Origin of the sequence: Corticibacter populi, assembly GCF_004217315.1 — a bacterium.
Taxonomy (GTDB): Bacteria; Pseudomonadota; Gammaproteobacteria; order Burkholderiales; family Burkholderiaceae_C; genus Lampropedia; species Lampropedia populi.
The window spans coordinates 197,068-223,801 of sequence record NZ_SGWR01000001.1; the positions used below are offsets into that span (position 1 = coordinate 197,068).

A 26,734-nucleotide genomic window follows, 5' to 3' on the forward strand; every position below is an offset into this window, starting at 1 on the left:
CGATCAAGGCGCGGTGTGCGCGCTGCCGATGTGACTGCCGGCTGATTCGTTGGCGGCTCCGGGGCGGCTTGCATGATGGCCGGGCAGGGCGTCGGGCCGCCCGTTTGCCACAACTCGGCCGCCCGCCTTATTCCGCCGCTGCCGCCGGTGGGCGCAATGACAGCACCTGCTGCAGTTGCTGGCTGCGCTCGCGCACCAGGGCCTTGTCGCCCGCACCGGCGAACTTGCTGTACTTGCCGAGGATGGGCACGAGCTGGCCATAGATGCGCGGCGGCGCGGCCATGCATTCGCGCTGCTCCATGAAGTCGGCCTCGCCGGTGAAGTTGCCGACCAGGCCGCCCGCCTCGGTCACCAGCAGGCTGCCGGCGGCCACGTCCCAGATGTTCAGGCCGGTTTCGAAGAAGCCGTCGGAAAAGCCCGCGGCCACATAGGCCAGGTCGAGCGCGGCGGCGCCGGGCCGGCGCAGTCCGGCGGTGCGCTGCGACAGCTCGGCGAACACCTGCATATACTGGGCGAAGTCGTCGCCGGCGCGGAACGGGAAGCCGGTGGAGATCAGGCAGTCCTGCAGTTGCACGCGCTTGCTCACGCGGATGCGCCGTTCGTTGAGGAAGGCGCCGCGGCCCTGGGTGGCGGTGAAGAGGTCGTTGCGGGTCGGGTCGTAGACCACGGCCTGCTCGACGCGGCCCTTGACGGCCAGCGCGATGCTGATGCAATAGACCGGAAAGCCATGGATGAAATTGGTGGTGCCGTCGAGCGGATCGATGATCCAGATGTGGTCGGACTTCGGATTGCCGTGCTGCTGGCCGCTTTCCTCGGCCAGGATGCCATGGCCGGGGTAGGCGCCCAGCAGGGTCTCGACGATGGCCTGCTCGGAGGCGGTGTCGATTTCGGTGACGAAGTCGTTGATCTGCTTTTGCGAGATGCGGACCGCCTCCACGTCCAGTGCGGCACGGTTGATGATGCTGCCGGCCGTGCGCGCGGCCTTGATGGCCACGTTCAACATGGGGTGGAGGCTGGTGGAGGTGGTGCTCATACGGTCTTGGCGAAGTGGGGGCGCGGCGGCTTTGGAGTGGGCGCAGCGGCAAACCCTGTATTCTATCGCGCTTCACCAGCGCCGATGCCGGCCCTTCTCGCCTGGGCCCGCCCCCGGGCCACCGTCCATTGCAATGAAAACCCGTTTCATCCTGATCCATACCAGCCATGCCGGCAATGTCGGTGCGGCCGCGCGTGCCATCCGTACCATGGGCTTTGACGAACTGGTGCTGGTGGCGCCGCGCTGGCCCGACGTGCTGGAACGCGAGGAAACCATCGAGCGCGCCAGCGGTGCCTTGGACGTGCTGGCCAAGGCCCGCGTGGTAGGCAGCCTGGACGAGGCGCTCGATGGCATGCAGCATCTGTGCGGGACGGCCATGGTCCCGCGCGATTTTGGGCCGCCCACGCGCACGCCGCGCCAGCATTTCGACTGGCTGTGCCAGATCCAGACCCGCGCGTGCCAACCGTGTGCGGATGCGGATGGGGATGCGGATGGGACCAATGACGGGCCTCCTTCGGAGGCGCCGGCCGGTGACCTGCCGCAGGGGGTGGCCTTTTTGTTCGGCAGCGAGCGCTTTGGCATGCGCAATGAGGATGTGTACCGTTGCCACGTGGCGCTGCAGATCCCGAGCGACCCGGAGTTCGGCTCGTTGAATTTGGCGGCGGCGGTGCAGCTCATCGCCTACGAATGGCGGCTGCACCTGGAGGCCCTGGGCCTGGGGTATGCCGGCAGTGGCGCGTTGCAGGGGGCGCAAGCACCGCAGGGCGCCCAGCCCGAACCACTGGCCGATGCGCAGGCCACCGCGGCGATGCTGGTGCACTGGCAACAGGCGCTGGAGGCCATCGGCTTTCTCGATCCGGCGGCGCCCAAGAAGCTGATGCCCAGGCTTGGCCAGCTTTTCAACCGGGCCGGTCTCACCGAGCCGGAAATCCACATCCTGCGCGGCATCGCCAAGACCATGCTGCAGACCAGGAGAGCGCCGCGGTCATGACGGCGTCAGAACCTTTCCGTCTTTCGATGTGGCCTGGCACGGCATGCCGCTACCCGCGCACGTTCCGTGCACTTGCCATGCTTTTGCGATAATCCGCAGTTTCCCCCATTGCCGAGGCGGCGCTTCCGACCCGAGCGCGCCGCCCGCGCCACCCAAAGCCATGTTTGACCGTTTGCGTGCCGACATCCAATGCATTCTGGAGCGAGATCCCGCTGCCCGCAGCCAATGGGAGGTGGTGACCTGTTATCCGGGCCTGCACGCGATCTGGGCACACCGCCTGGCCAACTGGTTCTGGCGCCACCACCTGAAGTGGCTGGGCCGTTTCACCTCGCACTTGACGCGGGCCTTCACGGGCATCGAGATCCATCCCGGCGCACGGCTGGGCCAGCGTGTCTTCATCGACCACGGCATGGGCGTCGTCATCGGCGAGACCGCCGAGGTTGGCGATGACGTCACCATCTATCAGGGCGTGACGCTGGGCGGCACCTCGCTGCACAAAGGCAGCAAGCGCCATCCCACACTGGGCAAGGGGGTGGTGATCGGTGCCGGGGCGCAGGTGCTGGGCGGCTTCGTCGTGGGTGACGGCGCGAAGGTCGGCAGCAATGCGGTGGTCACCAAGCCGGTGCCGGCGGGAGCGACGGCGGTGGGCAATCCGGCGCGCATCATCCAGGCCGAGAGTGATCGCAGGCGCGAGGAGGCTTCCGCCCGCATGGGCTTCAGCGCCTATGGCGTGACCCAGAACGACGATCCGGTCTCGCAGGCGCTGCGCGGGCTCATCGACACGGCTGCCAGTCATGAGGAACAGGTGGCGTCGCTGTGGCTGGCCATCGAGAAACTCGCGGCGGCCCAGGCCGGGCGCACGGGACTGGACGCGGCGGTGGCACCGCCACCGGCTGCGCAGGTGGCGGCCGATGAGGCCGAACTGCGCAAGCTGCGCGATCTGGTCGACGAATAGCCCGACCCGGCTGGTGGCCATGGGCTGGCCTGCCGCAACGGCCTGGATACAGGTTCGTTTGGGCCGGCTCCTGCGGCGTCTGCCATTCCCGCGAGGCTTGCGGATTCTGCGCTGGTGCGGGCCCGGGCGCCACTTTGTGCGGCTGCGGCCGGTGCCAGTCGTGCATGCGACAGAATGCGGCGCACGCATAGGACTTACCCCCATCGCGGCATGGCACTGCGCCGCTAATCTTGGCCCTGTCCTCGATTCCACCGAACCTCACTCCAATACAAGGCGCCTATGCACAGCTTCATACCCCCTGCATGCCCGCCACCGGCACGCGTATTCCCATCGCACCATCGACAGGCCTATGGTGTGCCATCAAATCCGGCCATGCTTTTCCGTGATGGGGAACATGAAACGCAGATACGCCCAGCCCCGCATTGCTCCGAGCGCATGCTTGTTCCTGGCTTCAACTGATGGACGGATTCCTTCATGAGTTTTGAGTTTTTCATTATTTCGCTGCTCAACGGACTGAGCTACGGACTGCTGCTGTTCATGCTCAGTTCGGGGCTGACGCTGATCTTCAGCATGATGGGCGTGCTCAACTTTGCGCACGCGAGCTTCTACATGCTGGGCGCCTACTTGGCATATGCCGTCTCGCGCGTGGCGGGCTTCTGGGTGGCGCTGGTGCTCGCGCCGCTGCTGGTGGGGCTGCTGGGGGCGCTGTTCGAGAAATACAGCCTGCGGCGCGTACACAAGTTCGGCCACGTGCCGGAACTGCTGGTGACCTTCGGGCTCTCGTACCTGATCCTGGAAGTGGTGCAGCTGATCTGGGGCCGCGCCTCGGTGCCCTACGGCCTGCCGCCTTTTCTGCAGGGGCCGCTCTTCACCCTGTTCGACACCCAGTTCCCGAAGTCGCGCGCCTTCATCATGCTGGTGGCGGTGCTGATGCTGGTGTCGATCTGGCTGGTGCTCACGCGCACCCGCATCGGGCTGGTGATCCAGGCGGCGCTGACGCATCCGGACATGGTCGAGGCGCTCGGCCACAACGTGCCGCGCGTCTTCATGCTGGTGTTCGGTGGCGGTGCCGCGCTGGCCGGGCTGGCCGGCGTGATCGGCGGCAACACCTACATCACCGAGCCGGCCATGGCCATGTCGGTGGGCTCCATCATCTTCGTGGTGGTCGTCGTCGGCGGCATGGGCTCGCTGGCCGGCGCCTTCATCGCCTCGCTGCTGATCGGCATCGTGCAGACCTTTGCGGTGGCGCTCGATTATTCGCTGCTGGGCATGCTGCGCAGCCTGGGCGTGGCCGCGGGCCCGGACACCTTCGGCTACCCGGTGCTGCGCCTGACGGTCTCGCAGGTGGCCCCCATCCTGCCATACCTGCTGCTGGTGCTGATGCTGATCTTCCGCCCGCGCGGGCTGCTGGGCACACGGGAGGGCTGACATGAACCACACCACCACAACCACCACCACCAACAACGCAACAACCGCGCCCGCAAGCAAACCGGGCTCGCCGGGCAAGCCCGCATCTGCCGTCTCCCATCCGCTGCAGGCGGCAGCGCGCGTGCCGAGGCTGGGCAAATGGCGCGTCCTCATCTGGGGCCTCTTCGCGCTGGCGCTGATCGTGCTGCCGAAGCTCTTCACCAGCGGCCTGGCGCTGACCATGCTCTCGCAGATGGGCTACCTCATCATCATCTGCCTGAGCTACAACATACTGCTTGGCCAGGGCGGCATGCTCAGCTTCGGCCATGCGGTCTACGTGGGCCTGGGGGCGTTCATCGCCATCCACGTGCTCAACCGCGTCGGCGCTGGCGCCTTCTTCGTGCCGGTGAGCCTGATCCCGCTGGTGGGCGGTTTCGCCGGCGCGTTCTTCGCGGCGCTGTTCGGCTATGTGACGACCAAGAAGGCCGGCACCACCTTCGCGATGATCACGCTGGGCATTGGCGAGCTGGTGGCGGCGATGTCGCTGATGTTCCCCGAGTTCTTCGGCGGCGAAGGCGGCATCTCCACCGACCGCGTGGTGGGCGAGCCGTTCCTCGGCATCAGCTTCGGCCCCTCGATCCAGATGTACTACCTGATCGCCGCCTACTGCTTCGTCTGCACGGTGCTGATGTTCGCGTTCACGCGCACGCCGCTCGGGCGCATGCTCAACGCAGTGCGCGACAACCCGGAGCGCGTCGAGTTCATCGGCTACAACACGCAGCGCGTGCGCTACTTCTCGTTCATCATCTCGGGCTTCTTCGCCGGCATCGGCGGCGGCCTGATGGTCATGCACTTCGAGATCATCACGGCGATGGACAGCCTCAGCGCGCTGCGCTCGGGCGCCTATCTGCTGTTCACCTTCCTGGGCGGCGCGACGCTCTTCTTCGGGCCCATCATCGGCGCGGTGCTGATGGTGTTCGCCACCATCCTGCTCTCGGAGCTGACGCAGGCCTGGATGCTTTATCTGGGGCTGGTGTTCCTGTTCATGGTGATGTTCGCGCCCGGTGGCGTCGCCGGCATCATCATGCTGAACGTGCGGGTCATGCAGTTCAGGCGCTTCGGGCCGCTGCTGCTGCCCTACGTGGCGCTGTTCGTGGCGCTGACGCTGGCATTCGTCGGCGTGGCCGCGCTGATCGAGATGGTTTACCACCTGCAGATGAACGCGGTGATGAGCACGCGCTTCCAGTTCATGGGGCAGACGCTGGATGTGGCCAGCCGCACGCACTGGGTGGCCGTGGCCGGCTGGGCCGTGCTGGCCAGCGCCCTCTTCGAGTGGGTGCGGCGCGGCTTCGTGCGCCGCTGGCACCGCCAGCAGGAGCTGATCGAGGCCGACATCCGTCAACGGCATGAAAGGGGAACTGCATGAGCGCGACGACACCTGCGACACCTTATGCGCTGGAGCTGCGTGAGCTGCGCAAGAGCTTCGGCAAGACCGAAATCATCCGTGGCGCCAGCCTGGCGGTGCAAAAGGGCGAGCGCGTGGCCATCATCGGCCCCAATGGCGCGGGCAAGTCCACGCTGTTCAACCTGATCAGCGGACGCCTGACGCCCAGCAGCGGCGAAGTGCTGCTGGGCGGCCAGCGCATCGATGGCAGCAAACCCTACGAGATCAACCGCCTCGGGCTGGCGCGCAGCTTCCAGGTCAGCAACCTGTTCTCCAAGCTCAGCGTATTCGAGAATCTGCGCTGCGGCCTGCTGTGGAGCACCGGCTACCGCTACACCTTCCTGCGTTTCCTGGCCAATCTGCACGATGCCAACGAACGCACCGAGCAACTGCTGCGCATGCTGCAACTGGAGAAGCGGCGCGACGATCTGGCGATGAACCTGACCTACGCCGAGCAGCGCGCGCTGGAGATCGGCATCACCATTGCCGGCGGCGCCGACGTGATCCTGCTGGACGAGCCGACGGCCGGCATGAGCAAGTCGGAGACGGCGCACTTCATCGCGCTCATCAAGGAAGTGACGCGCGGCAAGACCTTGCTCACGGTCGAGCATGACATGGGCGTGGTGTTCGGCCTGGCCGACAAGATCGCGGTGGTCGTCTATGGCCAGGTCATTGCCTTCGACACCCCGGAGAAGGTGCGCGCCAACCCGGCCGTGCAGCAGGCCTACCTGGGCTCGGTGCTGGCGCAGAACCAGGCCAATGCGGGGCTGCAGGCCGCCGGTCACCAGATGGAGGGAGCAGAGCATGCTGCACATTGAGAACCTGCAGGCCTATTACGGCAAGAGCCACATCCTGCATGGCGTGCACTTCGAGGTGCGCGAAGGGGAGATCCTGGCGCTGCTCGGGCGCAACGGCTCGGGCCGCTCGACCACCGCCAAGGCGATCATGGGCCTGGTGCAGTGCGAGGGCACGATCGCCTGGAGCGCGCCGCGCAGTGGCGGCGAGGCGGTCAACCTGGTGGGCAAAAAGGCTTACGAGATCGCCCACCTGGGCATCGGCTATGTGCCCGAGAACCGCGAGATATTCCCCAAGCTCACGGTGCACCAGAACCTGCTGCTCGGCGAGAAGCATGGCAGGCGCAACTCCCGCTGGTCCTTCGAGGATTCGTACCGGCTATTCCCGCGCCTGCGCGAGCGCCAGCATACCGAGGCGGGCGTGCTCTCGGGCGGCGAGCAGCAGATGCTGGCGCTGTGCCGTGCGCTGATGGGCGATCCGGACCTGGTGCTGATCGACGAGCCCACCGAGGGTCTGGCGCCAATGATCGTCGAGCAGGTGGCGCAGTTCCTGCTGACGCTGCGCGAGCGCGGCATGTCGGTGCTGCTGATCGAGCAAAAGCTCACCATCGCGCTGGAGATCGCCGACCGCTGCCTGCTGATGGGCCATGGCAGCATCGTCTTCGACGGCACGCCCGAGCAACTGCGCGCCGATGCCGCCATCCGCAAGGAGTGGCTGGAGGTGTAACAGGCGCGAGACCCGGATGAAAAAGCAGCCACTGACCTGTGCGGGTCAGTGGCTGCTTCTGCTTTGGCATTGACGGCAGGCGGCCAGCCTGCCCGTTGCGCAGCGGATCAGGCCAGGTCGAAGCGGTCGAGGTTCATCACCTTGGTCCAGGCCGCCACGAAGTCGTCGTAGAACTTCTGCGTGGCATCGGCACTGGCATAGACCTCGGCCAGGGCGCGCAGCACCGAATTGGAGCCGAACACCAGGTCGGCGCGGGTGGCCGTCCACTTCAGGTCGCCGCTGCTGCGTGCATGGCCCTCGTACACGCCCCGGCCTTCGGCGGCTGGCTTCCACTCCGTGCCCATGTCGAGCAGGTTGGCGAAGAAGTCGCGGGTCAGCGCCCCGGGCGTGCCGGTGAGGACGCCACGGTTGGAGCCGTCGGCGTTGATGTTGATGGCGCGCAGGCCGCCAATGAGCACCGTGAGTTCGGGGGCTGTCAGCGTCAGCTGCTGGGCCTTGTCGATCAGCCGGTGCTCGGCATCGGCGGCGGCGGTATCCCTGGCCCAGTTGCGGAAGCCATCGGCGGCGGGCTCGAGTGCCGCGAAGGAGTCCACATCGGTCTGCGCCTGGGTGGCGTCCCCGCGGCCCGGTGCAAATGGCACGGTCACCGTGCGACCCGCGGCACGGGCGGCCGCCTCGATGCCGGTATTGCCCGCCAGCACGATCAGGTCGGCCAGCGAAATCCGCTTGCCGCCGGTGGCCGAGGCATTGAATGCCGCCTGGATACCTTCGAGCGTGCCCAGCACCCGGGCCAGCTGTGCGGGCCGGTTGACGTCCCAGTCCTTTTGCGGAGCCAGGCGGATGCGAGCGCCATTGGCGCCGCCGCGCTTGTCGCCGCCGCGGAAAGTGGAGGCAGAAGCCCAGGCGGTGCCAACCAGCTCGGCAACGGACAGGCCCGAGGCCAGCACCTGCTCCTTGAGCCCGGCGATGTCGGCCGCGTCCACCAGCGGGTGGTCGACAGGTGGGATCGGATCCTGCCAGATCAGGTCTTCCTTGGGCACCTCCGGGCCGAGGTAGCGGGCCTTCGGACCGAGGTCGCGGTGGGTCAGCTTGAACCAGGCGCGGGCAAAGGCCTCGGAGAACGCCTGCGGGTCGTTGAGGAAGCGGCGCGATATCTTCTCGAATTCAGGGTCGAAGCGCAGCGTCAGGTCGGTGGTCAGCATGGTCGGACGGCGCTTCTTCGACGGGTCGAAGGGATCGGGAATGATCTCGGGTGCGTCCTTGGCCACCCATTGGATGGCGCCAGCGGGCGAGCGTTCCTGCTCCCATTCGAACTTGAACAGGTTCTCGAAGAAGTTGTTGCTCCACTGCGTGGGCGTCTGGCTCCAGACCACCTCCAGCCCCGAGGTGATGGCGTCGCCACCCTTGCCGCTGCCGTAGCTGCTGGACCAGCCCAGGCCCTGCTGTTCAAGCGGCGCGGCTTCCGGGTCGGGGCCGACGGCGGTGGCCGGGCCGGCGCCGTGGGTTTTGCCCAGGGTGTGGCCGCCGGCGATCAGGGCCACGATCTCCTCGTCGTCCATGGCCATGTTGCCGAAGGTGGCGCGGATGAACGGCGCGGCCGAACGCGGGTCGCCGCTGGCCTGCGGGCCTTCGGGGTTCACGTAGATCAGGCCCAGTTCGCTGGCAGCCAGGTTGCTGCCTTCCAGCGCCTGCGATTCGCGATGCGCCAGCCATTCCTTCTCGTCGCCCCAGTTGACGTCGTTGTCGGGCTCCCAGGTGTCCTCGCGGCCGGCTGCGAAGCCGAAGGTGCGGAAGCCGCTGTTTTCCAAGGCCACGTTGCCGGCCAGGATCATCAGGTCGGCCCAGGAGATCTTCTGCCCGTATTTCTGCTTGAGCGGCCACAGCAGGCGGCGTGACTTGTCGAGGCTGACGTTGTCCGGCCACGAGTTCAGTGGCGCAAAGCGCTGTTGGCCGCGGCCGGCGCCACCACGGCCATCGCCGATGCGGTAAGTGCCGGCGCTGTGCCAGGCCATGCGGATGAAGAGGCCGCCGTAATGGCCCCAATCGGCCGGCCACCAGTCCTGGGAGTCGGTCAGCAGGGCCTTCAGGTCGGCCTTGAGGGCGGCATAGTCGAGCTTCTTGAATTCCTCGCGGTAATCGAACTTTTCACCGAGAGGGTTGGATTTTTCCGAGTGCTGGCTGAGCAGGTCGACGCGCAACTGCTTGGGCCACCAATCCTTGTTGGTGGTTCCGCCGCCGGCGATGTTCTTGGCGGCGCCGGAGAACGGGCATTTGCCTTGTTGGGGGGTGGATTCGGAAGTCATCGTGGGGCTCCTTTCAATGGTGCGAAGGAATTGCTTGGAGATTCATCGCAGGGCGCTTACATGGTAGGTCTTGCCGATGGCAGAGGCAGTCAGTCGGGATTGACGGTCGGGACCCTCTCACTGGACTGGCTGGGCGACTGATAGCGGGTATCAATCGATCTGCCATGGGAGATAGTTTATATAGTTTTTTGGCATTAAATACGATTTTTCGATTGGTTTTTCCTAAATGGATGATAGCGAGGCGATGGTGACGTGTGGATCGCGTGCTGCACGGCCCGGTATCCGTTTGTCCCTGCCGGCCTATGGCACGCCTACAATGCGCGCAGCCTTCTTCTCCACTTGCAGCTTCTCATTGCACCATGACCACCGACACACTCCCCGTGGCTTCCGTGACCACCAAGGCCAACATCTATTTCGACGGCAAATGCGTCAGCCATGATCTGCGCACCGCCGACGGTCAGCGCAAATCGGTAGGTGTGGTGTTCCCGGCCGAGTTGACGTTCGGCACGGCTGCGCCCGAGCGCATGGAGTGCGTGGGTGGCGCCTGCGAGTACCGGCTGGAGGAGGGAGGCGCCTGGCTGCGTTGCGAACCGGGACAGTCTTTCAGCATTGCCGGCGATTCGCGCTTCAACATCCGTGTCGCCGAGGTATTCCACTACATCTGCCACTACGGCTGAGGCGGTGACTGCCGCTGGCGGCGCGCCGACTGCAATCTTCTGGCTGCGCCGCGACCTCCGCCTGCACGATAACGCCGGCCTCTGGCATGCGCTGAATGAGCATGCACGGGTGCAGCCGGTGTTCATCTTCGACACCGACATCCTCGGTGCGCTGCGCAGCCGGGCCGACCGCCGCGTCGATTTCATCCACCAGGCGCTGCGGCAGCTCGATGCCGCCCTGCGCCGGCATGGCAGTGCGCTGCGCGTCTACGTCGGCACGGCAGAGGAGGCCTTTGGCCGCATCCTGCAGGACTTTGCCGTCAGCGCGGTGTATGCCAACGAGGACTACGAGCCCGTCGCCGTGGCGCGCGATGCCCGCGTGCAGCGCCTGCTGGCCGCGCGAGGCGTTGCCTGGCACGGTAGCAAGGATCAGGTGGTCTTCGCGCAGCGCGAGGTCGTCAAGGACGATGGCCAGCCCTACACCGTGTTCACGCCCTACAGCCGCAAATGGAAGAGCCGGCTCGATGCCTCCCATCTGCAGCCCTGGCCGAGTGAGCAGCATCTGGCGAACCTGGCGCCAGCCGATCCGGCCGACTTCGCCGCGCCAGCCGGCGGGGGCCTGCCGGAGCTGGCCGCGCTGGGCTTCGAGCCCACCGGACTGGTGTATGCGCCGCCCAGCGTGCCGGCGAAGCTTTTGCGAGCCTACCAGGCCGAGCGGGATTTCCCGGCCGCGGCCGGTACCTCGCAGCTGGGCGTGCACCTGCGTTTTGGCACCGGCAGCATTCGCGCATTGGTGCAGACGGCGCGGGGCTTGAGCGAGACGTTTCTGAACGAACTGATCTGGCGCGAGTTCTTCCAGATGCTGCTGTGGCATTACCCGCAAACCGTGGACAAAGCCTTCAAGCCGGCCTACGACGCCATTGCCTGGCGCAACGATGTGTCGGAGTTCGAGCGCTGGAAGGTTGGCACGACCGGCTATCCGCTGGTCGATGCCGGCATGCGGGAGCTCAATGCCACCGGCTTCATGCACAACCGCGTGCGCATGGTGGTCGCCAGCTTTCTGTGCAAGCACCTGCTGATCGACTGGCGCTGGGGCGAGGCGTATTTCGCCGCGCAACTGCTCGACTACGACCAGTCCGCCAATGTCGGCAACTGGCAGTGGGCGGCCGGTTGCGGTGCCGATGCGGCGCCGTACTTCCGCGTCTTCAACCCCGAGCTGCAGGCGGGCAAGTTCGACCGGGATGGCCGCTACATCCGCCATTGGGTGCCGGAGTGGGGCAGCAGCGCCTATCCGTCGCCCATGGTCGAGCATGCCGCGGCGCGCCAGCGCTGCCTTGATGCGTATCGGAAAGCCTTAGAATCAGCCGATTGAGGACAGTGCCTGCGAGCACTGTGCCTGAGCAATGGCATGCCAGGCCGTTGCTGCAGCTGTTCCTGTCAAGAGTTCTTCGGAATTCTCGTTCGATCCGTTTCCGCACCTGATTCACGTTCCGTCATGTCCAACACCATCCTGCAATCCATTCCCGCCGGCCAGAAAGTCGGCATCGCCTTCTCCGGCGGGCTCGACACCAGCGCCGCGCTGCTGTGGATGAAGCAAAAGGGCGCCTTCCCCTATGCCTACACCGCCAACCTGGGCCAGCCGGACGAATCCGACTACGAGGCCATTCCCAAGAAGGCGCTGGCCTACGGCGCCGAACAGGCCCGCCTGATCGACTGCCGAAAGCAACTCGTGCACGAAGGCATTGCCGCCATCCAGGCCGGCGCTTTCCACATCAGCACGGCCGGCGTGACCTACTTCAACACCACGCCGCTGGGGCGCGCCGTCACCGGCACGATGCTGGTGGCCGCGATGAAGGAGGACAACGTCAACATCTGGGGCGATGGATCGACCTTCAAGGGCAACGACATCGAGCGCTTCTACCGCTACGGCCTGCTCACCAACCCGGCCCTCAAAATCTACAAGCCCTGGCTGGACCAGACCTTCATCGACGAACTGGGCGGACGCAAGGAGATGAGCGAATTCCTCATCGCCAACGGCTTCGACTACAAGATGTCCACCGAGAAGGCCTACAGCACCGACAGCAACCTGCTGGGTGCCACCCACGAGGCCAAGGACCTGGAATTCCTCAATTCCGGCATTCGCATCGTGCAGCCCATCATGGGCGTGGCATTCTGGAAGCCGGAGGTCGACGTCAAGGCCGAGGAAGTCACCATCCGCTTCGAGGAGGGCGTGCCAGTCGCCCTCAATGGCCGCACTTTCAGCGACAGCGTCGAGCTGCTGCTGGAGGCCAACCGCATCGGCGGACGCCACGGCCTGGGCATGAGCGACCAGATCGAGAACCGCATCATCGAGGCCAAGAGCCGCGGCATCTACGAGGCCCCGGGCATGGCGCTGCTGCACATCGCCTACGAGCGTCTGGTGACCGGCATCCACAACGAGGACACCATCGAGCAGTACCGCGTGAGCGGTCTCAGGCTCGGCCGCCTGCTCTACCAGGGCCGCTGGTTCGATCCGCAGGCCATCATGCTGCGCGAGACGGCCGAGCGCTGGGTGGCGCGTGCCATCACCGGTGAAGTGACGCTGGAACTGCGCCGCGGCAACGATTACTCGCTGCTCAATACCGAATCGCCCAACCTGACCTATGCGCCCGAGCGCCTGTCGATGGAGAAGGTGGAGGACGCGCCGTTCAGTCCGGCCGATCGCATCGGCCAGCTGACCATGCGCAACCTCGACATCGTCGACACCCGCGCCAAGCTCGGCATCTACACCCGCACCGGCCTGCTGACCAACAGCACCGATGGCGGCGTGCCGCTGCTGGGCAGCGACGGAGGGAAGGCCTGACGCGACACCGGCGTCGTGATGCCGGTCCATCGGCCGCACCGGGGCTGGCCGAGTGGGCCGGTGGCAGGCACGCCATGAAGAAAGCCGTCTTCGGCCAATCGACGAAGGCGGCTTCTTGCTGCTTGTCAGGCCGCTCGCCGGGGGTCATGCCGGCAGGCGCGGATGGCTTGTCGCGGGGCCATCGCGCATTGCGGCGTGGCGGAAGCAGTGGACCTCATGGTCATTGGCGATGCCCACCGCTTGTAACCAGGCATGGACGATGGTGGGGCCCACGAATTTGAAGCCACGGCGCTTGAGGTCTCTGGAAACCCGCGCGCAGAGCGGTGTCGAGGGCTGGCCCGCAGTGCCGACGATGGACTGTCCATGCGTGAATGACCAGCAGTAGTGCGCGAAATCCTCGCCGCGTGCCAGCATGGCCAGGTAGATTCGCGCGCCGAGAATGGTGGCCTCGATCTTGGCGCGGGCACGCACGATGCCCGGATCGTCCATGAGCCGCGCCACATCGGTTGGCCCGAAGGCGGCAATCTGCACGGGATCGAACTGGCAGAAGGCCCGCCGGAACGCCTCGCGCTTGCGCAGGATGATTTGCCACGACAGGCCGGCCTGGAAGCCTTCGAGCATCAGCGTCTCCCAGAGCAGGCGCGCGTCATGCACCGGCACGCCCCATTCGGTGTCGTGGTAGGCCTGCATCAGCGGATCAGCCTGGGCCAGCGGCAACGCGGCAGGGCTGCGGTGTCGCCGCCGTGCTCGGGCCATGCGGCGGCCATGCTCAGCCCTGCGGCACGATGTTGCGGCGGTCGAACTGGTAGAGCCAGGTCTCGGTGAGCGGCTTGCCGTCGAGCGCCAGGTACATGCGCAGCTCGGCGATCTGGTCGGGTGCCACCGCCAGGTCGAAGGTGGCGCGCCAGACATTGCCTCCCGGCACCGGCTCGGCAAAAGCGCGGATGACCCGGCCGCTCGAGGCGCTGACCACCACTTCGGGGAAGACGCCATAGGGAATCTGCCGCATCACGCTGGGGCGGTCGAATTCGACGACGAACTTGTACTCGTCGGCCGGGCGCGGCTTGCCCGGCTCGCCGCCCCGGCCGACGCGGGTGGCGATGGTCTGCGCGATGTTCTCGGCCGGGTAGGGCTCCAGGTTCTGCCAGTGCAGGCGGTAATGCAGCTGATAGTGGCTGCCAGCCCTGGCCGCGCCCTCGGGCACCCAGAAGGCACCGATGTTGTCGTGGATCTCGTCGTCGGTGGGAATCTCCAGCAGTTGCACCTGGCCCTTGCCCAGCGGCGCCAGCGGCTCGACCCAGAGGCTTGGGCGCCGGTCATACATCACGCCATCCTGGTAATGGTCGAAATTGCGGTCGCGCTGCAGCAGTCCGAAGCCCTGCGGGTTGTCGTCCTGGAAGGCCGAGATGGTGGTGAAGGGCGGGTTGTTCAGAGGCCGCCAGATGCGCTCGCCAGCACCGTTCCACAGTGCCAGACCGTCCGAATCGTGCACCTCCGGGCGCCAGTCGTTGATGCGCTCGCGGCCGTATTCGCCGTACCAGAACATCGAGGTCAACGGCATCAGGCCCAGCCGTGCCACGTCCTGGCGCAGGAACAGCTGCGACTGCACCTCCATGGTCACGCCCTGGCTGCGGTCGAGCCCGCGCGTGAGCGCGAAGCGGTAGGCGCCGGTGATGCTGGGGCCGTCGAGCAGGGCATGGATGATGACCGGCTCGCGCGGATCGGGCTGCTCCTCGATATAGAACTCGGTGAAGTCCGGGAATTCCTCGGGCACGTCGGGCACGGCCGCGTTGATGACCACGCCGCGCGCCGAAAGCCCGTACTGGCCCGCGGCGCCGATGGTGCGAAAGTAGGAGGCGCCGAGAAAGGCTACCCAGTCCTGCGTGCGCCAGTCCGAGGCGCCGTTCCATTCCTGTAGGCGAAAGCCGGCAAAACCCGAGTCGCGCGGCAGCCCGTGCGCCGGGCTGTCGGCCGGCATCTCGAAGAGGTCGGGACTGTAGGCGAACTCGCGCGCCACGCCGCCTTGCACCAGGTGCATCTTGACGGTCTTGGGGAAGAATTCGCCCAGGTGGAAGAAGGTCACCGGATAGGCGCCGCCCTGGCCGAGTTCGGCAAAGGGGGCTTGATCGGTCTTGAAGCGCAGCTTGCCATGCTCCTCGTAGTTGATGCGCTGCACCACCTCGGGGGCCGGGCGACGCGGTGACACATAGGGCTGGCCGGCGGCATGGCGGGCGCGCTCGACCAGTTGCTTGAACGAGAAGGGCTGGCCTTCGCCGGCCGCAGGTCCGGCGGGCCGGGCGGCGCGGCTGGCCCCGATGGGGGCGGTGGCCAGCACGGCCAGGCCGGCGGCCGATTGCAGGATTTCGCGACGGGTCAGTCGATTCATGGTGTTTTGCATACCTTTGCTTCTGTGCGGAGCCTCGATTTCAGCACGAACCGGGCGGGTGCGATGTAAGAACCTGCTGACGATCTGCCTCGGGTGTGATGCTGGGTCATGCCGTGTGATGGCCGGCGGTGTTCGCGGTTCATCCACAATCGCGGTGGAAAAAGCTGTGGACAAGTTGTCGGTGAACCAGGGATGGCCCTCTGTGTGACGGTTCCGTGATGAAAATTCAGGCAGGTTCAGATGCGCATCGCCCGCAGCCGCAGCGCATTGCCGATGACGCTGACCGACGAGAGCGACATGGCTGCGGCCGCGAAGACCGGCGAGAGCAGGATGCCATAAGCCGGGTAGAGCACGCCAGCTGCAATGGGCACGCCTGCCAGGTTGTAGACGAAGGCGAAGACCAGATTCTGCCGGATGTTGCGCATGGTGGCTTGCGAGAGCCGGCGCGCCCGCACGATGCCACCCAGATCGCCCTTCAGCAGCGTGATGCCGGCGCTCTCGATGGCCACGTCGGTGCCGGTGCCCATGGCGATGCCGACGTCGGCGGCGGCGAGCGCCGGCGCGTCGTTGACGCCATCGCCGGCCATGGCCACGACGCGGCCTTCGGCCTTGAGGCGCTGCACGACTTCGCTTTTGCGTTCGGGCAGCACGTCGGCCTCCACCTCGTCGATGCCCAGGCGCCGCGCCACCGCAGCGGCGGTGGTGCCGTTGTCGCCGGTGAGCATGACGATGCGCAGGCCCTGGGCATGCAGCGCCTGCAGCGCGGCCGCCGCGCTCGGCTTGATGGGATCGGCCATCGCGAAGATGCCGCCGGCCTGTCCGTCGATGCCGATGTAGATGGCGGTGGCGCCATCCTGGCGCAGCACGTCGGCTTGCGGCGCCAGCGCGGTCGTGTCGATGCCATGCTCGGCCAGGAAGGCCGCGTTGCCCAGCACGATGCGCCGGCCTTCGACGGTGCCCAGCACGCCCTTGCCGGTGGGTGAATCGAAGTCGGTCACTGGCTCTGCGGCGAGCTGACGCTGTGCGCCGGCCTGCACGATGGCCTGCGCCAGCGGATGTTCGGACGCCCTTTCGACGGCGGCGGCGAGCCGCAGCAGTTCGTCCCCGGCAAAGCCGGACGCGGGGACGACGCCGGTGACGCTGGGCTTGCCCTCGGTAAGGGTGCCGGTTTTGTCCACCACCAGCGTGTCCACTTTTTCCATGCGTTCGAGCGCCTCGGCGTTCTTGATGAGCACGCCGGCACCGGCGCCTTTGCCGACGCCCACCATGATGGACATTGGCGTGGCCAGCCCCAGTGCGCAGGGGCAGGCGATGATGAGCACCGAGACGGCCGCGACCAGTGCGTGCGCCAGGCGCGGTGCAGGGCCCCAGACGCCCCAGGCGATGAAGGCCAGCACGGCCACGCCGATGATGGCCGGCACGAACCAGCCCGACACCTGGTCAGCCATGCGTTGGATGGGCGCGCGCGAGCGCTGCGCATCGGCGACCATCTGCACGATGCGCGCGAGCATGCTGTTCTTGCCGATCTGCACGGCGCGGATGACGAGGGCGCCGCTCTGGTTGAGCGTGCCGCCGATCACGCGGGCGCCGGCGCCGCGTGCTACCGGCATGGATTCGCCGGTCAGCATCGATTCGTCCAATGTGGAACGGCCGGATTCGACGGTGCCGTCGACCGGCACGGTCTCGCCCGGGCGCACGCGCAGGCGGTCGCCAACTTGCACGGCATCAACCGGCACGTCGGTTTCGCTGCCATCGGCGGCGAGGCGGCGCGCGGTGCGCGGCGCCAGGTCCAGCAGCGCCCGGATCGCACCCGAGGTGCGCTCGCGCGCGCGCAACTCCAGCACCTGCCCGAGCAGCACCAGCACGGTGATGACCGCCGCCGCCTCGAAGTACACCGCCACCGAGCCGTCGGCGGCGCGGAAGGCCTGCGGGAACAGGCCGGGCGCCAGCGCGGCAACCATGCTGTAGCTCCAGGCCACGCCGGTGCCCATGGCGATCAGCGTGAACATGTTGAGGCTGCGGTGCCGCAGCGAGGCCCAGGCGCGCTCGAAGAACGGCCAGCCGGCCCACAGCACCACCGGTGTCGCCAGGATCAGCTGCAGCCAGACCGAGACGGCGTGCGGCACCATGTGGTGCAGCGCCGGCAAGAGATGGCCGCCCATCTCCAGCACGAACACCGGCAGCGCCAGGGCCAGGCCGATCCAGAAGCGTCGCGTCATGTCGGCCAGCTCCGGGCTGGGGCCGGCTTCGGCGCTGGCCATCACGGGTTCGAGCGCCATGCCGCAGATCGGGCAATGGCCGGGGCCGCTTTGGCGGATTTCGGGGTGCATCGGGCAGGTCCAGACCGTGCCGGCCGGCACTTGCGCCGCCGCTGGCAGGGCCGACGCGGGGGAGGGCACATGCGCTGCTCCGTGGTGATGGCTCGCGTGCTGCCCATGCTCGGGAGCGTGTGGCGTTGCGGAGGGTTGTGCGCCACTGTGCGCATGGCAGTGCGCGGCATGGCTGGCCTGGTCGGACTTGTGCGGGTGTGCCTCGGCGGTGTCCGCTCCCGTGGCCATTCCCATGTAGCGAGCGGGATCGGCCGCGAACCTGGCCTGGCAAGCCGGTGAGCAGAAATACCAGGTGGCACCGTCATGCTGCAGCTGGTGGCGGGCCGTGGCCGGGTCGAGCAGCATCCCGCACACCGGGTCCTTCACTTTTTGCCCGCCGGGGCCGGCAGCCGGCGCGTGTGCGGCGCTGTTTTGAGGGGCATCGGTTGGCGTGCCATGCGCCGCATGTGCGTCATTCACCTCGTGCGCTTCATGGGGTTCATGTGCGCCATGCGCAGGTTGTTCGGAAGCCATGTGTGCAACTCCTTATGGATCGGCGACACCTTAGCACTGCCGGACCATCGCTGCTGCCATGGTGGTGTCCTCGTGATGCACCGGGGCACTTGGAGGGGCCGGCTCTCAGCGGAGTGTCTGCGCCACCCACGCGCCGAAGTCATGCACCATCTGCGCGTTCAGTCCGTGGTCTTCATCGTAGGCGCGCAGGGTACAGGGCACCCCCAGCTTTTGCAGCAAGGCCGTGGATTCCTCGGCATGGGTGAATGGCAGCTTGGAGTCCTGCCGGCCATGCATCACCAGCGCCTGCGGCGGGCGTTTGGCCAGGTCGGCAGGCACCAGCGGTGCGATCTCCGGCAGGATGCGGCCGCTGAGCAGGCCGAACCCGGCCACCAGCTGCGGGTCTGTCAGTGCCACGCTGGCGCTCATGATGCCGCCCTGGCTGAAGCCGGCCACCAGTGTTTGCGCAGGCGCCATTCCCAGGCGCTGCTGCGCTGCGGCGATGAAGTCGATCAGGGCCACGCGGCTGGCTTCGGCCTGCTGCGGGTTGATGACCGGCCCTCGCGGGCCGAACGCCACCTGGAACCAGGCATGGGCACCGGGGCCGAGTGTCAGCGGCCCGCGTGGCAGCAGCACGGTGAGGTCCGGCGCCTGTGCGGCGGCCAATGTGGCCAGGCTGCGTTCGTTGGCGCCCACGCCATGGAGCAATACCAGCAAGCCGCGTGGCGAGCCTTGTGCGGACCTTTCGATGGCATGCTGGATGGACATGTCGGTGCCTTGGGCGTTCATGCGGCCTCCTGCAGTTGCGGCTGCGGCTGTGGTTGCGGGCCGAGCGCGCCGTCGAAGCGGTAGATGTCCATCGCCAGGAAGCCCATGTCGACGCCGGCCTCGATGCGGCTGGCACCCAGTTGCGCATCGCCGGCAGCACCCATGGCGAAGTACAGCGGCTGCAGGTGCTCGTCGCTCGGATGGGCACGCTCGGCAAAAGGCGCTTGGCGGCGATAGTCCAGCAACGCCGGGAGATTGCTTTTCAGCAGTTGCTGCTCCATCCATTCGGTGAAAGGCCGTACATAGGGGGCTTCCTGCTGCGGGCTGTAGCCACGGCTCCAGTCATGCAGGTTGTGGGTGATGCTGCCCGAGCCGATCAGCAGCACGCCTTCATTGCGCAGCGGCGCCAGGGCGCAGCCCAGTTCATACTGGTGCAGCGGCCCCAGGCGGGGCTGGATGGCCAGCGGGACGACCGGGATGTCGGCGGCAGGATAGAGCAGGCGCAGTGGTACCCAGACGCCGTGATCCAACCCTGCTTGCGGGTCGACGCGGGCGGCCAGACCGGCGTTGCCAAGCAGCCCGGCGATGCGCTCCGCCAGCTCCGGTGCGCCCGGGGCGGGGTACTGGATTTCGAACAAGGCGCGAGGAAATCCACCGAAATCATGGATGGTGTCTGGCTGCGCGGCACCGCCGACCCGCGCCTCGCGCGTCAGCCAATGGGCCGAGGCCACCACGATGGCGCGCGGGCGCGGCAGTGCGGCAGCCAGCTCGGCCAGCCGTTCGCCGACCTGCCCTGGCTGCAGCGCCGTCATGGGCGAGCCGTGCGAGATGTAAAGGGATGGCAGGCGCTTGTCGTTGGACATGATGAACTCCTCTTCTTTTCTTGCCTGTGCGGGCCGGTGGCCGCACGATGCAGGGACTTTCTCTGCGCGCTTTTTCGCATCTGAACCTTGCGGCAGCTTGCGGTGCCGGCCGGCGGCAAACCTCGGCTCAGCGCGAACGCAGCGCGAAGCGGCCATCGCCAAGCAGGAACTGCACCAGCAGCGCCAGCGCCCAGACCGCCGGGTATTCCCAGCCGCCGCCCTGGTTCGAGAAGCCGAAGCCGTTGGCGCCATGCACGGTGACGATGGTGCCCAGCAGCAGCGGGATGCCGATCAGGCCGACCCAGCGTGCGTAGATGCCCAGGATCAGCGCGGCAGCCAGGATCAACTCCAGCGCGATCGTCACATAGGCCAGCAGCGGTGGCAGCCCCAGCGACTGGAAGTAGCTGGCGGTGCCCGCCGGCGTGAAGACCAGCAGCTTGGTCAGCCCATGCACCAGGAACAGCACGCCCAGCGTCACGCGCAGCAAGGTGGCGCCATAGGGGGCTAAAGACGAGAGAGTGTTTGGGGAGGATGTGGTCATGGCAATGCTCGATTCAAGAAGCAAAAGGAAAGTGTCGATGTCTTCAATGTATTGCGTTATCTCTCGCATTCAAACAGCGCTGGCGTTGACGGTTTGTTTCGATTATCGAAATAGATGGCTCGGCGATCACCGCACATGCCTGCCAGGCATGCCTTCATGCCCGGTTCGCCATATATAAATAAGTATTTATTTGTTATTGCTTTATGTGTTTTTCAATACATTTGCCTTCACGTATCGATCAAGCCCAACGAAAGGAAACTACCCATGCACGCAAACCTTCAATCCTGGCTGCGCATCTCGGCCCTGAGCAGCACCCTGGCCGTCGCCGGTCTGGCGCATGCCGCATCGGCCGTGCCCGAGGGACCGTTGGTCTCCACCGAATGGCTTGCTGAAAACCTGGATAGCGACAAGGTGCGCGTCATCGAGGTCAGCGTCAACCCCGGCGTCTACGAGCGTGGGCACATCCCCGGCGCGGTCAATTTCTCCTGGCACACCGACCTGAACGACCGGACCCGCCGCGACATCGTGAGCAAGCAGGACTTCGAGAAGCTGCTTTCGCAGGCCGGCGTGGGTGACGACACCACCGTGGTGCTGTACGGTGACACCAACAACTGGTTCGCGGCCTGGGGCGCCTGGGTGTTCGACATCTACAACGTGCAGAACGTCAAGCTGCTCGATGGCGGCCGCGTCAAGTGGGAGGCCGAGAGCCGCCCGCTCAACAACCGCGTGCCCGAATACGGCAGCACCAGCTACACGGTCAGCAGCGTCAACACCAATCTGCGCGCCCGCCTGAGCGATGCGCTGGCGGTGGCCGAAGGCCAATCCGACGCCAAGCTGGTCGACATCCGTTCGGCCGACGAGTACAGCGGCAAGATCTTCGCGCCCTCGGGCGTGCCGGAACTGGCGATCCGTGCCGGCCACATCCCGACGGCCGTCAACGTGCCTTGGGGACAGGCCGTCAATCCGGATGGCACCTTCAAGTCCGCGGAAGACCTCAAGAAGGTCTATGGCGCGGTTGGTCTCGATGGCTCCAAGCCCATCATCACTTACTGCCGCATTGGCGAGCGTTCCAGCCATACCTGGTTCGCGCTGCGCAAGATCCTCGGCTACGAAGTGAAGAACTATGACGGCTCCTGGACCGAATACGGCAATGCCGTCGGCGTGCCGATCGACAATCCGAGCGGCACGGTCTGGGCGGCCAAGTAAGCACCGGCCCGCAAGCCGGCCGTCAAGGCCACGAAGATCCGGGCGTGCACACACGCAGTCATTGAATACAGATTCGGCATCCTGGTGGTCGGGGCAGGGCAGCCTTTGATACTCCGCCGCAGGCCAGGATGAGCAGCGCTTTCATGTCGATCCTTTGAGCAAGGTGTACTTGCGCCCACTACGGTGGGCGTTTTTTTGCCTGGATGAACCGGTTATAAGAGCGGAGTCGGTACGGACGCAGGGCGCAGGCATACGGGGCCTGTCCCGGCACCACGAGAATTTCAGAACAGGAGTTGTTTCATGCAAAAAGTGGCATCCGTGCTGGTGCTGGCCGGCCTGCTGGCCTGGGGTGCCTGGCTGCAGGCGCAAGGCGGCGGCAACACGCTGGTGTTTGCGCTGGCCTGCGGTCTGGTGCTGGGGGTGGCGCTGCAGCGCAGCCGCTTCTGCTTTTATTGCCATGCGCGCGACTGGTTCGAGGACCGTGATCCGCGCGGCCTGCTGGCCATCATCCTGGCGATGGCCATCGGCCTGGTGGGCTACACGGTGGTGCTGGGCGGATGGATTGCCGTGCCGGCACCGGGCCGCCTGCCGCCGGACATGCACATTGGTCCGGTGAGCTGGGCACTGGTGCTGGCCGGTGTGGCCTTCGGGCTGGGCATGGTGATTTCCGGCTCCTGCATCAGCGCGCACTGGTACCGCCTGTCGGAAGGTTCCGCGGCCTCGCCATTCGCCCTGCTGGGCACGGCGCTGGGCTTCATCCTCGGCTTCAAGAGCTGGAATGGCCTCTACAGCCTGACGATTGCCGATGCACCGGTGGTGTGGCTGCCCGCGCACCTGGGCTATGGGGGGGCCTTGTTGCTGCAACTGGCCGTGCTGGCTGCGCTGGCGGCCTGGTTGTGGCGCGGTTTTGGCAGCGCGGCTTACCTGGCCAAGCAGGGGGGCAATCAAGGCGCCGGGCAGGCAGGGGTGGGGGCAAGCGGTGACGTGGCTGGCGCCGGCGTGCCCAGCCTCGGCCAAGTCTGGCAACGGCTGTGGCAGGGCCGCTGGAGCTACTGGACGGGCGGCCTGATCGTCGGCCTGGTCGGCGCCTTTGCCATTGTGCGCATGCGGCCACTGGGCGTGACGGCCACGCTGGGCTCGGCCGCGCGCCAATGGGCCGACGCGCAAGGCTGGATTCCGGCCACCATGCATGGGCTGGACGGCTTTGCCGGCTGCGCCACCACGCCGCAATCGACGTTTCTGACGCCCAATGCGGTGCTGCTATCGGGCATTGTCGGCGGAGCGTTCTTCGCGGCCTTCATGAGCCGGCAGTTCGTGCTGCGCCTGCCCGGCTGGCGCGATGTGCTGCGAGGCCTTTCGGGAGGTGTGTTGCTGGGTTGGGGCGCCATGGTGGGGTTGGGCTGCACGGTGGGCACACTGCTTTCTGGCAGCCAGGCCGGGGCCTTGTCGGGCTGGGTATTCGGCGCGGCGATGTTCCTGGCCATCTGGGGCGGCTTGCGCATCAAGCGGCTGGTGCTGCGGCCGGCCGCCTGAGTCCCGGGAGCGCGCCGAATCAGGGCATGGTGTGGAGCGGAATGTCGTGCTGCGCCGCCAGCGCATCGAGCTCGGTGCGGCGGTGGCGTGCGCAGAAACCGGCAATGACCTGCCGGGTCTCGTCCGCCAGCATGTCCGCTGCCTGCTGCGCCAGGCTGTCGCCGCTGGCCTGCTGCCACAGCCGCAGCGCGAAGTGGGGCTCCAGTGCGGCCAGCGCCACCCGCCCGTCGGCGCATGGGTAGACACGGTAACCGGCATGGGCGCCGCCGGTGACGCCTTCGGGCAAGGTCATTCCCCATTGGCGCGGCAGCGCGAGCCACTCTGCGCCCTCGAACAGCGCTACTTCGATGTGCTGGCCGCCCTGACCGGTCAGGCGCGCAAGCTGGGCCTGCAGCACGGCTTCGCTGGCAAGCAGCGCGCCAGCCATGTCGGCCAGCAGTGAAGGCGGCATGTCCAGCCCGGCGACCAGGCCTGCCTCGGCCTGGTAGGTGAGGTCGTGCCCGGCCTCGTCGGCACGGTGCCCTGCGGCGCCGACGATCTGCACCAGCGCCAACTGCGGGTAGCGCGCATGCAGGCTCGGCCAGTCCAGCCCGAGCTTTTGCATGGCCGTGGGGCGGAACGAGGTCAGCAGGATGTCGGTCTGGCCCAGTATGTCGGCAAGGCGCTGCTGGCCGCTGCCGGTTTTCAGGTCTGCATGAACGATGGCGACGCCCTGGTGCATCCGGGCATGGGCGGCAGGGCAGTATTGCGCCATCGGGTCGCTGCTGTCCGTGCCGGGACGGGGCGGCGCTTCCAGCTTGGCGCACTGTGCCCCCATGGCCTGCAGGCGCATCAGTGCGGCGGGGCCGGGCAGGTTGAGCGCCAGGCTGAGAATGCGCACGCCGGCGAGGATGGAACGAATGGGCATGGTGTGTGGTCTCCTGTGCGGTTTTGGGCTTGTTCTGGCTTCTTTTGCGTAGCGCAGGTCGCGAGGATTGTTGCGCGTGCCGCGACACTGCATCGCGTGGATGGAGATATCGTATCGCCGCGTGCTCTCTAGAATGTCCGTCTTTGTCTCGGGAAGACCGCATGATGATGACGCGCCGACGCCTTGTTGCCAGTTTGTCCGGCCTGCTGGGCGCATCCACGGTGCCGCAGTGGCTCCGGCCCGTGACGGCGGCGACGGTGGATGCGGCCTTCGGCGGGCTCCGGCCTTCGGCGCGGCAGCCGGTGCTTTTCGTCGGCCACGGCAGCCCGATGAACGTGCTGCCAGGCAATGCCTGGCGGTCCGGCTGGGAAGAGCTTGGCCAGCAACTGCAGGCACGGCCCGAGCCGCCGCAACTCATCCTGTGCGTTTCTGCGCACTGGCTCACGCAGGGCGGCTGGTACCTGACCGGTATGGCGCAGCCGCGCACCATCCATGATTTCAGCGGTTTTCCGCAGGCCTTGTATGCGCAGCAGTATCCGGCTCCTGGCGCACCGGCTGCGGCCCGGGCCCTGGCGGCTGACCTGCATGAACCGGCACGGCACGGGCAGCCACTGGGACTCGACGATCGTGAATGGGGTCTGGATCACGGGGCCTGGTCGGTGCTGTTGCCGATGTTTCCGCTGGCGCGCATTCCGGTGGTGCAACTGAGCATGGATTACGCGCGCCCGCTGGCCGAACACTACGCGCTCGGCGGGCAGTTGCGTCGCTGGCGCGAGCGCGGCGTGATGATCGTCGGCAGTGGCAACATCGTGCACAACCTGCGGCGTGTGCGCAGGGATGCATCGGCAGATCAGGCCTATGACTGGGCGGCGCATTTCGACCAGCATGTGCAGCAGCGCATCGCGCGGGCCGAACTCGGCGCATTGCCGCAGGTGCCGGCGCTTGGCGAGCTGATGCGGCTGGCGCATCCGAGCCACGAGCACTACCTGCCGCTGCTTTATGCAGCCGGTGCCGCGCATGCCGATGAGACGCCGCGGTTTTTCAACCAGGGCTTTCAAGCCGCCTCGATCTCGATGCAATCGATCATCTGGGGTTGAAGGCCGGAAAGCAGAAAGCGCCTTCGCCAGGCGCTTTCTGCTTGGAGCGAATGGCCCGGCCCCCTTCGGACGCAAGGGCCGGGGCGGCGGGTCAGAGCACCTTGGCGATGGACTCGGCCACGTAGCCGACGTTGTTTTCGTTCAGCGCTGCCACGCAGATGCGTCCGCTGTCGGTGCCGTAGACGCCGAACTCGCTGCGCAGGCGCAGCATCTGTTCCTTCGACAGCCCCGAGTAGCTGAACATGCCGACCTGGGTGGTGATGTACGACAGGTCTTGCTGTACGCCGGCGGCCTTGAGGCCATCGAGCAGCTTCTGGCGCATGGCCTTGATGCGGGTGCGCATCTGGCCCAGCTCCTCTTCCCACAGGGCGCGCAACTCGGGGGTGCTCAGCACATAGGCCACCACGGCCGCGCCATGCGTGGGCGGGTTGGAATAGTTGGTGCGGATGGTGACCTTGAGCTGGCTGAGCACGCGCGCGGCTTCATCCTTGCTCTTGGTGACCACCGACAGCGCGCCGACGCGCTCGCCATACAGGCTGAAGCTCTTGGAAAAGGAGGTCGAGACCAGGAAATCCAGGCCCGCGGCAATGAACTTGCCGACCACCGCGCCGTCTTCGGCCAGGCCCTGCGAGAAGCCCTGGTAGGCCATGTCGAGGAAGGGGGTGAGCTGGCGGGCCTTGACGACCTCGATCACCTGATCCCACTGCGCGGGCGTGAGGTCGTAGCCGGTCGGGTTGTGGCAGCAGGCATGCAGCACGACGACAGTGCCTTCGGCGGCGGCTTTCAGATCGGCCAGCAGGCCGTCGAAGTCGATGCCGCGCCTGGACGCGTCGTAGTAGCTGTAGGTGCCGACCTCGAAGCCGGCGTTCTGGAAGATGGCACGGTGGTTCTCCCAGCTCGGGTTGGAGATCAGCACCTTGGCGCCGGGTTTGAGCTTGCGCAGGAAATCGGCGCCGACCTTCAGGCCGCCGGTGCCGCCCAGGGCCTGGATGGTGGCCACACGGCCGGAGGTGACGGGCTCGGAGTCCTTGCCGAACACCAGTTCCTTGACGGCCTGATCATAGGCGGCCAGGCCGTCGATGGGCAGGTAACCGCGCGCCTTGGGCGTGGCCTGCAGCGCGGCCTCGGCCTTTTGCACGGCCTGCAGCAGCGGGAGTTTGCCGTTCTCATCGAAATAAACGCCGACGCCGAGGTTGACCTTTTTGGGGTTGGTGTCGGCGGCATATTGCTCGTTGAGACCCAGGATCGGGTCGCGGGGGGCCAATTCGACAGCGGTAAACAATGACATTCAAAGTCCTTGAGGGTTGGGATGATGACGTGGCAGCCCGTGCTGACAGGTTGTCAACCCGGCATTCTAGAACAAGCATGGGGCGGCCTCCGATGAGGCCGGCGCCCATGGCGGTGCCCGCGCGGCAGGTGGCTGGAGGATGGACGGATCGGGCCTGGAAATCCGTCCACC

The 26,734-nt window shown here is 66.6% G+C and carries 22 protein-coding genes; 12 read left to right on the forward strand and 10 right to left on the reverse strand.

The annotated features are described in order from the left end of the window. Positions 1-127 precede the first annotated feature (127 nt). Entirely contained in the window at positions 128-1,033 is a 906-nt protein-coding gene (locus EV687_RS00870) for an inositol monophosphatase family protein (protein ID WP_122226001.1), read from the reverse strand. A 133-nt stretch (positions 1,034-1,166) separates the two neighbouring features. On the opposite strand from EV687_RS00870, the gene EV687_RS00875 reads away from it, so the two are divergent. The 6 genes from EV687_RS00875 (at position 1,167) to EV687_RS00900 (ending at position 7,351) form a co-directional block, all read left to right on the forward strand. After that, positions 1,167-2,024, forward strand: coding sequence for an RNA methyltransferase (locus EV687_RS00875; RefSeq protein ID WP_122226002.1), 858 nt, complete (start codon positions 1,167-1,169; stop codon positions 2,022-2,024). 160 nt (positions 2,025-2,184) lie between these two features. Next, positions 2,185-2,979 carry a serine O-acetyltransferase gene (gene cysE, locus EV687_RS00880; protein WP_122226003.1) on the forward strand — a complete coding sequence of 265 codons (795 nt, stop codon included), beginning with the start codon at positions 2,185-2,187 and terminating at the stop codon, positions 2,977-2,979. A gap of 474 nt (positions 2,980-3,453) precedes the next feature. After that, entirely contained in the window at positions 3,454-4,407 is a 954-nt protein-coding gene (locus tag EV687_RS00885) for a branched-chain amino acid ABC transporter permease (RefSeq protein WP_122226004.1), read from the forward strand. 1 nt (position 4,408) lies between these two features. Next, positions 4,409-5,812 carry a branched-chain amino acid ABC transporter permease gene (locus EV687_RS00890; RefSeq protein ID WP_122226005.1) on the forward strand — a complete coding sequence of 468 codons (1,404 nt, stop codon included), beginning with the start codon at positions 4,409-4,411 and terminating at the stop codon, positions 5,810-5,812. Then, positions 5,809-6,648, forward strand: coding sequence for an ABC transporter ATP-binding protein (locus EV687_RS00895; RefSeq protein WP_122226006.1), 840 nt, complete (start codon positions 5,809-5,811; stop codon positions 6,646-6,648). Before EV687_RS00890 ends, EV687_RS00895 begins: the two co-directional genes overlap by 4 nt. Next, positions 6,635-7,351 (forward strand): ABC transporter ATP-binding protein, encoded by a 717-nt coding sequence (locus tag EV687_RS00900; RefSeq protein ID WP_122226007.1) that lies wholly within the window; start codon positions 6,635-6,637, stop codon positions 7,349-7,351. The genes EV687_RS00895 and EV687_RS00900 overlap by 14 nt, the downstream gene beginning before the upstream one ends. A gap of 107 nt (positions 7,352-7,458) precedes the next feature. On the opposite strand, the gene katG is transcribed toward EV687_RS00900, so the two are convergent. Continuing rightward, a complete protein-coding gene (gene katG / locus EV687_RS00905) occupies positions 7,459-9,654 on the reverse strand; it encodes a catalase/peroxidase HPI (protein ID WP_122226008.1) in 2,196 nt (731 codons plus the stop codon). Positions 9,655-10,013: 359 nt separating this feature from the next. Here katG and ppnP point away from each other — a divergent pair, with 359 nt between their 5' ends. The 3 genes from ppnP (at position 10,014) to argG (ending at position 13,152) form a co-directional block, all read left to right on the forward strand. Then, the gene (ppnP, locus tag EV687_RS00910) at positions 10,014-10,331 is read left to right on the forward strand and encodes a pyrimidine/purine nucleoside phosphorylase (protein ID WP_122226009.1); all 318 of its coding nucleotides are present in this window, start codon (positions 10,014-10,016) and stop codon (positions 10,329-10,331) included. Between the two features lie 4 nt (positions 10,332-10,335). Then, positions 10,336-11,682 (forward strand): cryptochrome/photolyase family protein, encoded by a 1,347-nt coding sequence (locus EV687_RS00915; RefSeq protein WP_122226010.1) that lies wholly within the window; start codon positions 10,336-10,338, stop codon positions 11,680-11,682. Positions 11,683-11,805: 123 nt separating this feature from the next. After that, complete coding sequence (gene argG, locus EV687_RS00920; protein ID WP_122226011.1) at positions 11,806-13,152, forward strand: argininosuccinate synthase; 1,347 nt, start codon at positions 11,806-11,808, stop codon at positions 13,150-13,152. A 144-nt stretch (positions 13,153-13,296) separates the two neighbouring features. Here argG and EV687_RS00925 read toward each other — a convergent pair whose 3' ends face one another. The 6 genes from EV687_RS00925 to EV687_RS00950 all read right to left on the reverse strand — a co-directional run bounded on the left by EV687_RS00925 (position 13,297) and on the right by EV687_RS00950 (position 20,532). Continuing rightward, positions 13,297-13,908, reverse strand: a complete 612-nt coding sequence (locus tag EV687_RS00925; protein ID WP_122226012.1) for a DNA-3-methyladenine glycosylase I — start codon at positions 13,906-13,908, stop codon at positions 13,297-13,299. Positions 13,909-13,921: 13 nt separating this feature from the next. Then, positions 13,922-15,538, reverse strand: a complete 1,617-nt coding sequence (locus EV687_RS00930) for an OpgD/OpgG family glucan biosynthesis protein (protein ID WP_122227073.1) — start codon at positions 15,536-15,538, stop codon at positions 13,922-13,924. A 236-nt stretch (positions 15,539-15,774) separates the two neighbouring features. After that, entirely contained in the window at positions 15,775-18,381 is a 2,607-nt protein-coding gene (locus EV687_RS00935; protein WP_122226013.1) for a heavy metal translocating P-type ATPase, read from the reverse strand. A gap of 105 nt (positions 18,382-18,486) precedes the next feature. Then, a complete protein-coding gene (locus EV687_RS00940) occupies positions 18,487-19,149 on the reverse strand; it encodes an alpha/beta hydrolase (RefSeq protein WP_122226014.1) in 663 nt (220 codons plus the stop codon). After that, complete coding sequence (locus tag EV687_RS00945) at positions 19,146-19,991, reverse strand: DODA-type extradiol aromatic ring-opening family dioxygenase (protein ID WP_122226015.1); 846 nt, start codon at positions 19,989-19,991, stop codon at positions 19,146-19,148. Before EV687_RS00945 ends, EV687_RS00940 begins: the two co-directional genes overlap by 4 nt. 127 nt (positions 19,992-20,118) lie before the next feature. After that, complete coding sequence (locus EV687_RS00950) at positions 20,119-20,532, reverse strand: DoxX family protein (RefSeq protein WP_122226016.1); 414 nt, start codon at positions 20,530-20,532, stop codon at positions 20,119-20,121. Positions 20,533-20,796: 264 nt separating this feature from the next. Between EV687_RS00950 and EV687_RS00955 the strand changes: the two genes are divergently transcribed. Further along, positions 20,797-21,738 carry a sulfurtransferase gene (locus tag EV687_RS00955; protein WP_122226017.1) on the forward strand — a complete coding sequence of 314 codons (942 nt, stop codon included), beginning with the start codon at positions 20,797-20,799 and terminating at the stop codon, positions 21,736-21,738. 300 nt (positions 21,739-22,038) lie between these two features. After that, a complete protein-coding gene (locus tag EV687_RS00960; protein ID WP_122226018.1) occupies positions 22,039-23,271 on the forward strand; it encodes a YeeE/YedE family protein in 1,233 nt (410 codons plus the stop codon). A 19-nt stretch (positions 23,272-23,290) separates the two neighbouring features. On the opposite strand, the gene EV687_RS00965 is transcribed toward EV687_RS00960, so the two are convergent. Continuing rightward, the gene (locus EV687_RS00965) at positions 23,291-24,178 is read right to left on the reverse strand and encodes a CoA transferase (protein ID WP_122226019.1); all 888 of its coding nucleotides are present in this window, start codon (positions 24,176-24,178) and stop codon (positions 23,291-23,293) included. 329 nt (positions 24,179-24,507) lie between these two features. On the opposite strand from EV687_RS00965, the gene ygiD reads away from it, so the two are divergent. Beyond that, entirely contained in the window at positions 24,508-25,275 is a 768-nt protein-coding gene (gene ygiD, locus EV687_RS00970) for a 4,5-DOPA-extradiol-dioxygenase (RefSeq protein WP_242612497.1), read from the forward strand. 91 nt (positions 25,276-25,366) lie between these two features. Here the strand turns inward: ygiD and EV687_RS00975 are convergent, their stop codons facing one another. Beyond that, positions 25,367-26,563, reverse strand: coding sequence for an amino acid aminotransferase (locus tag EV687_RS00975; protein WP_122226021.1), 1,197 nt, complete (start codon positions 26,561-26,563; stop codon positions 25,367-25,369). Positions 26,564-26,734: the final 171 nt, after the last annotated feature.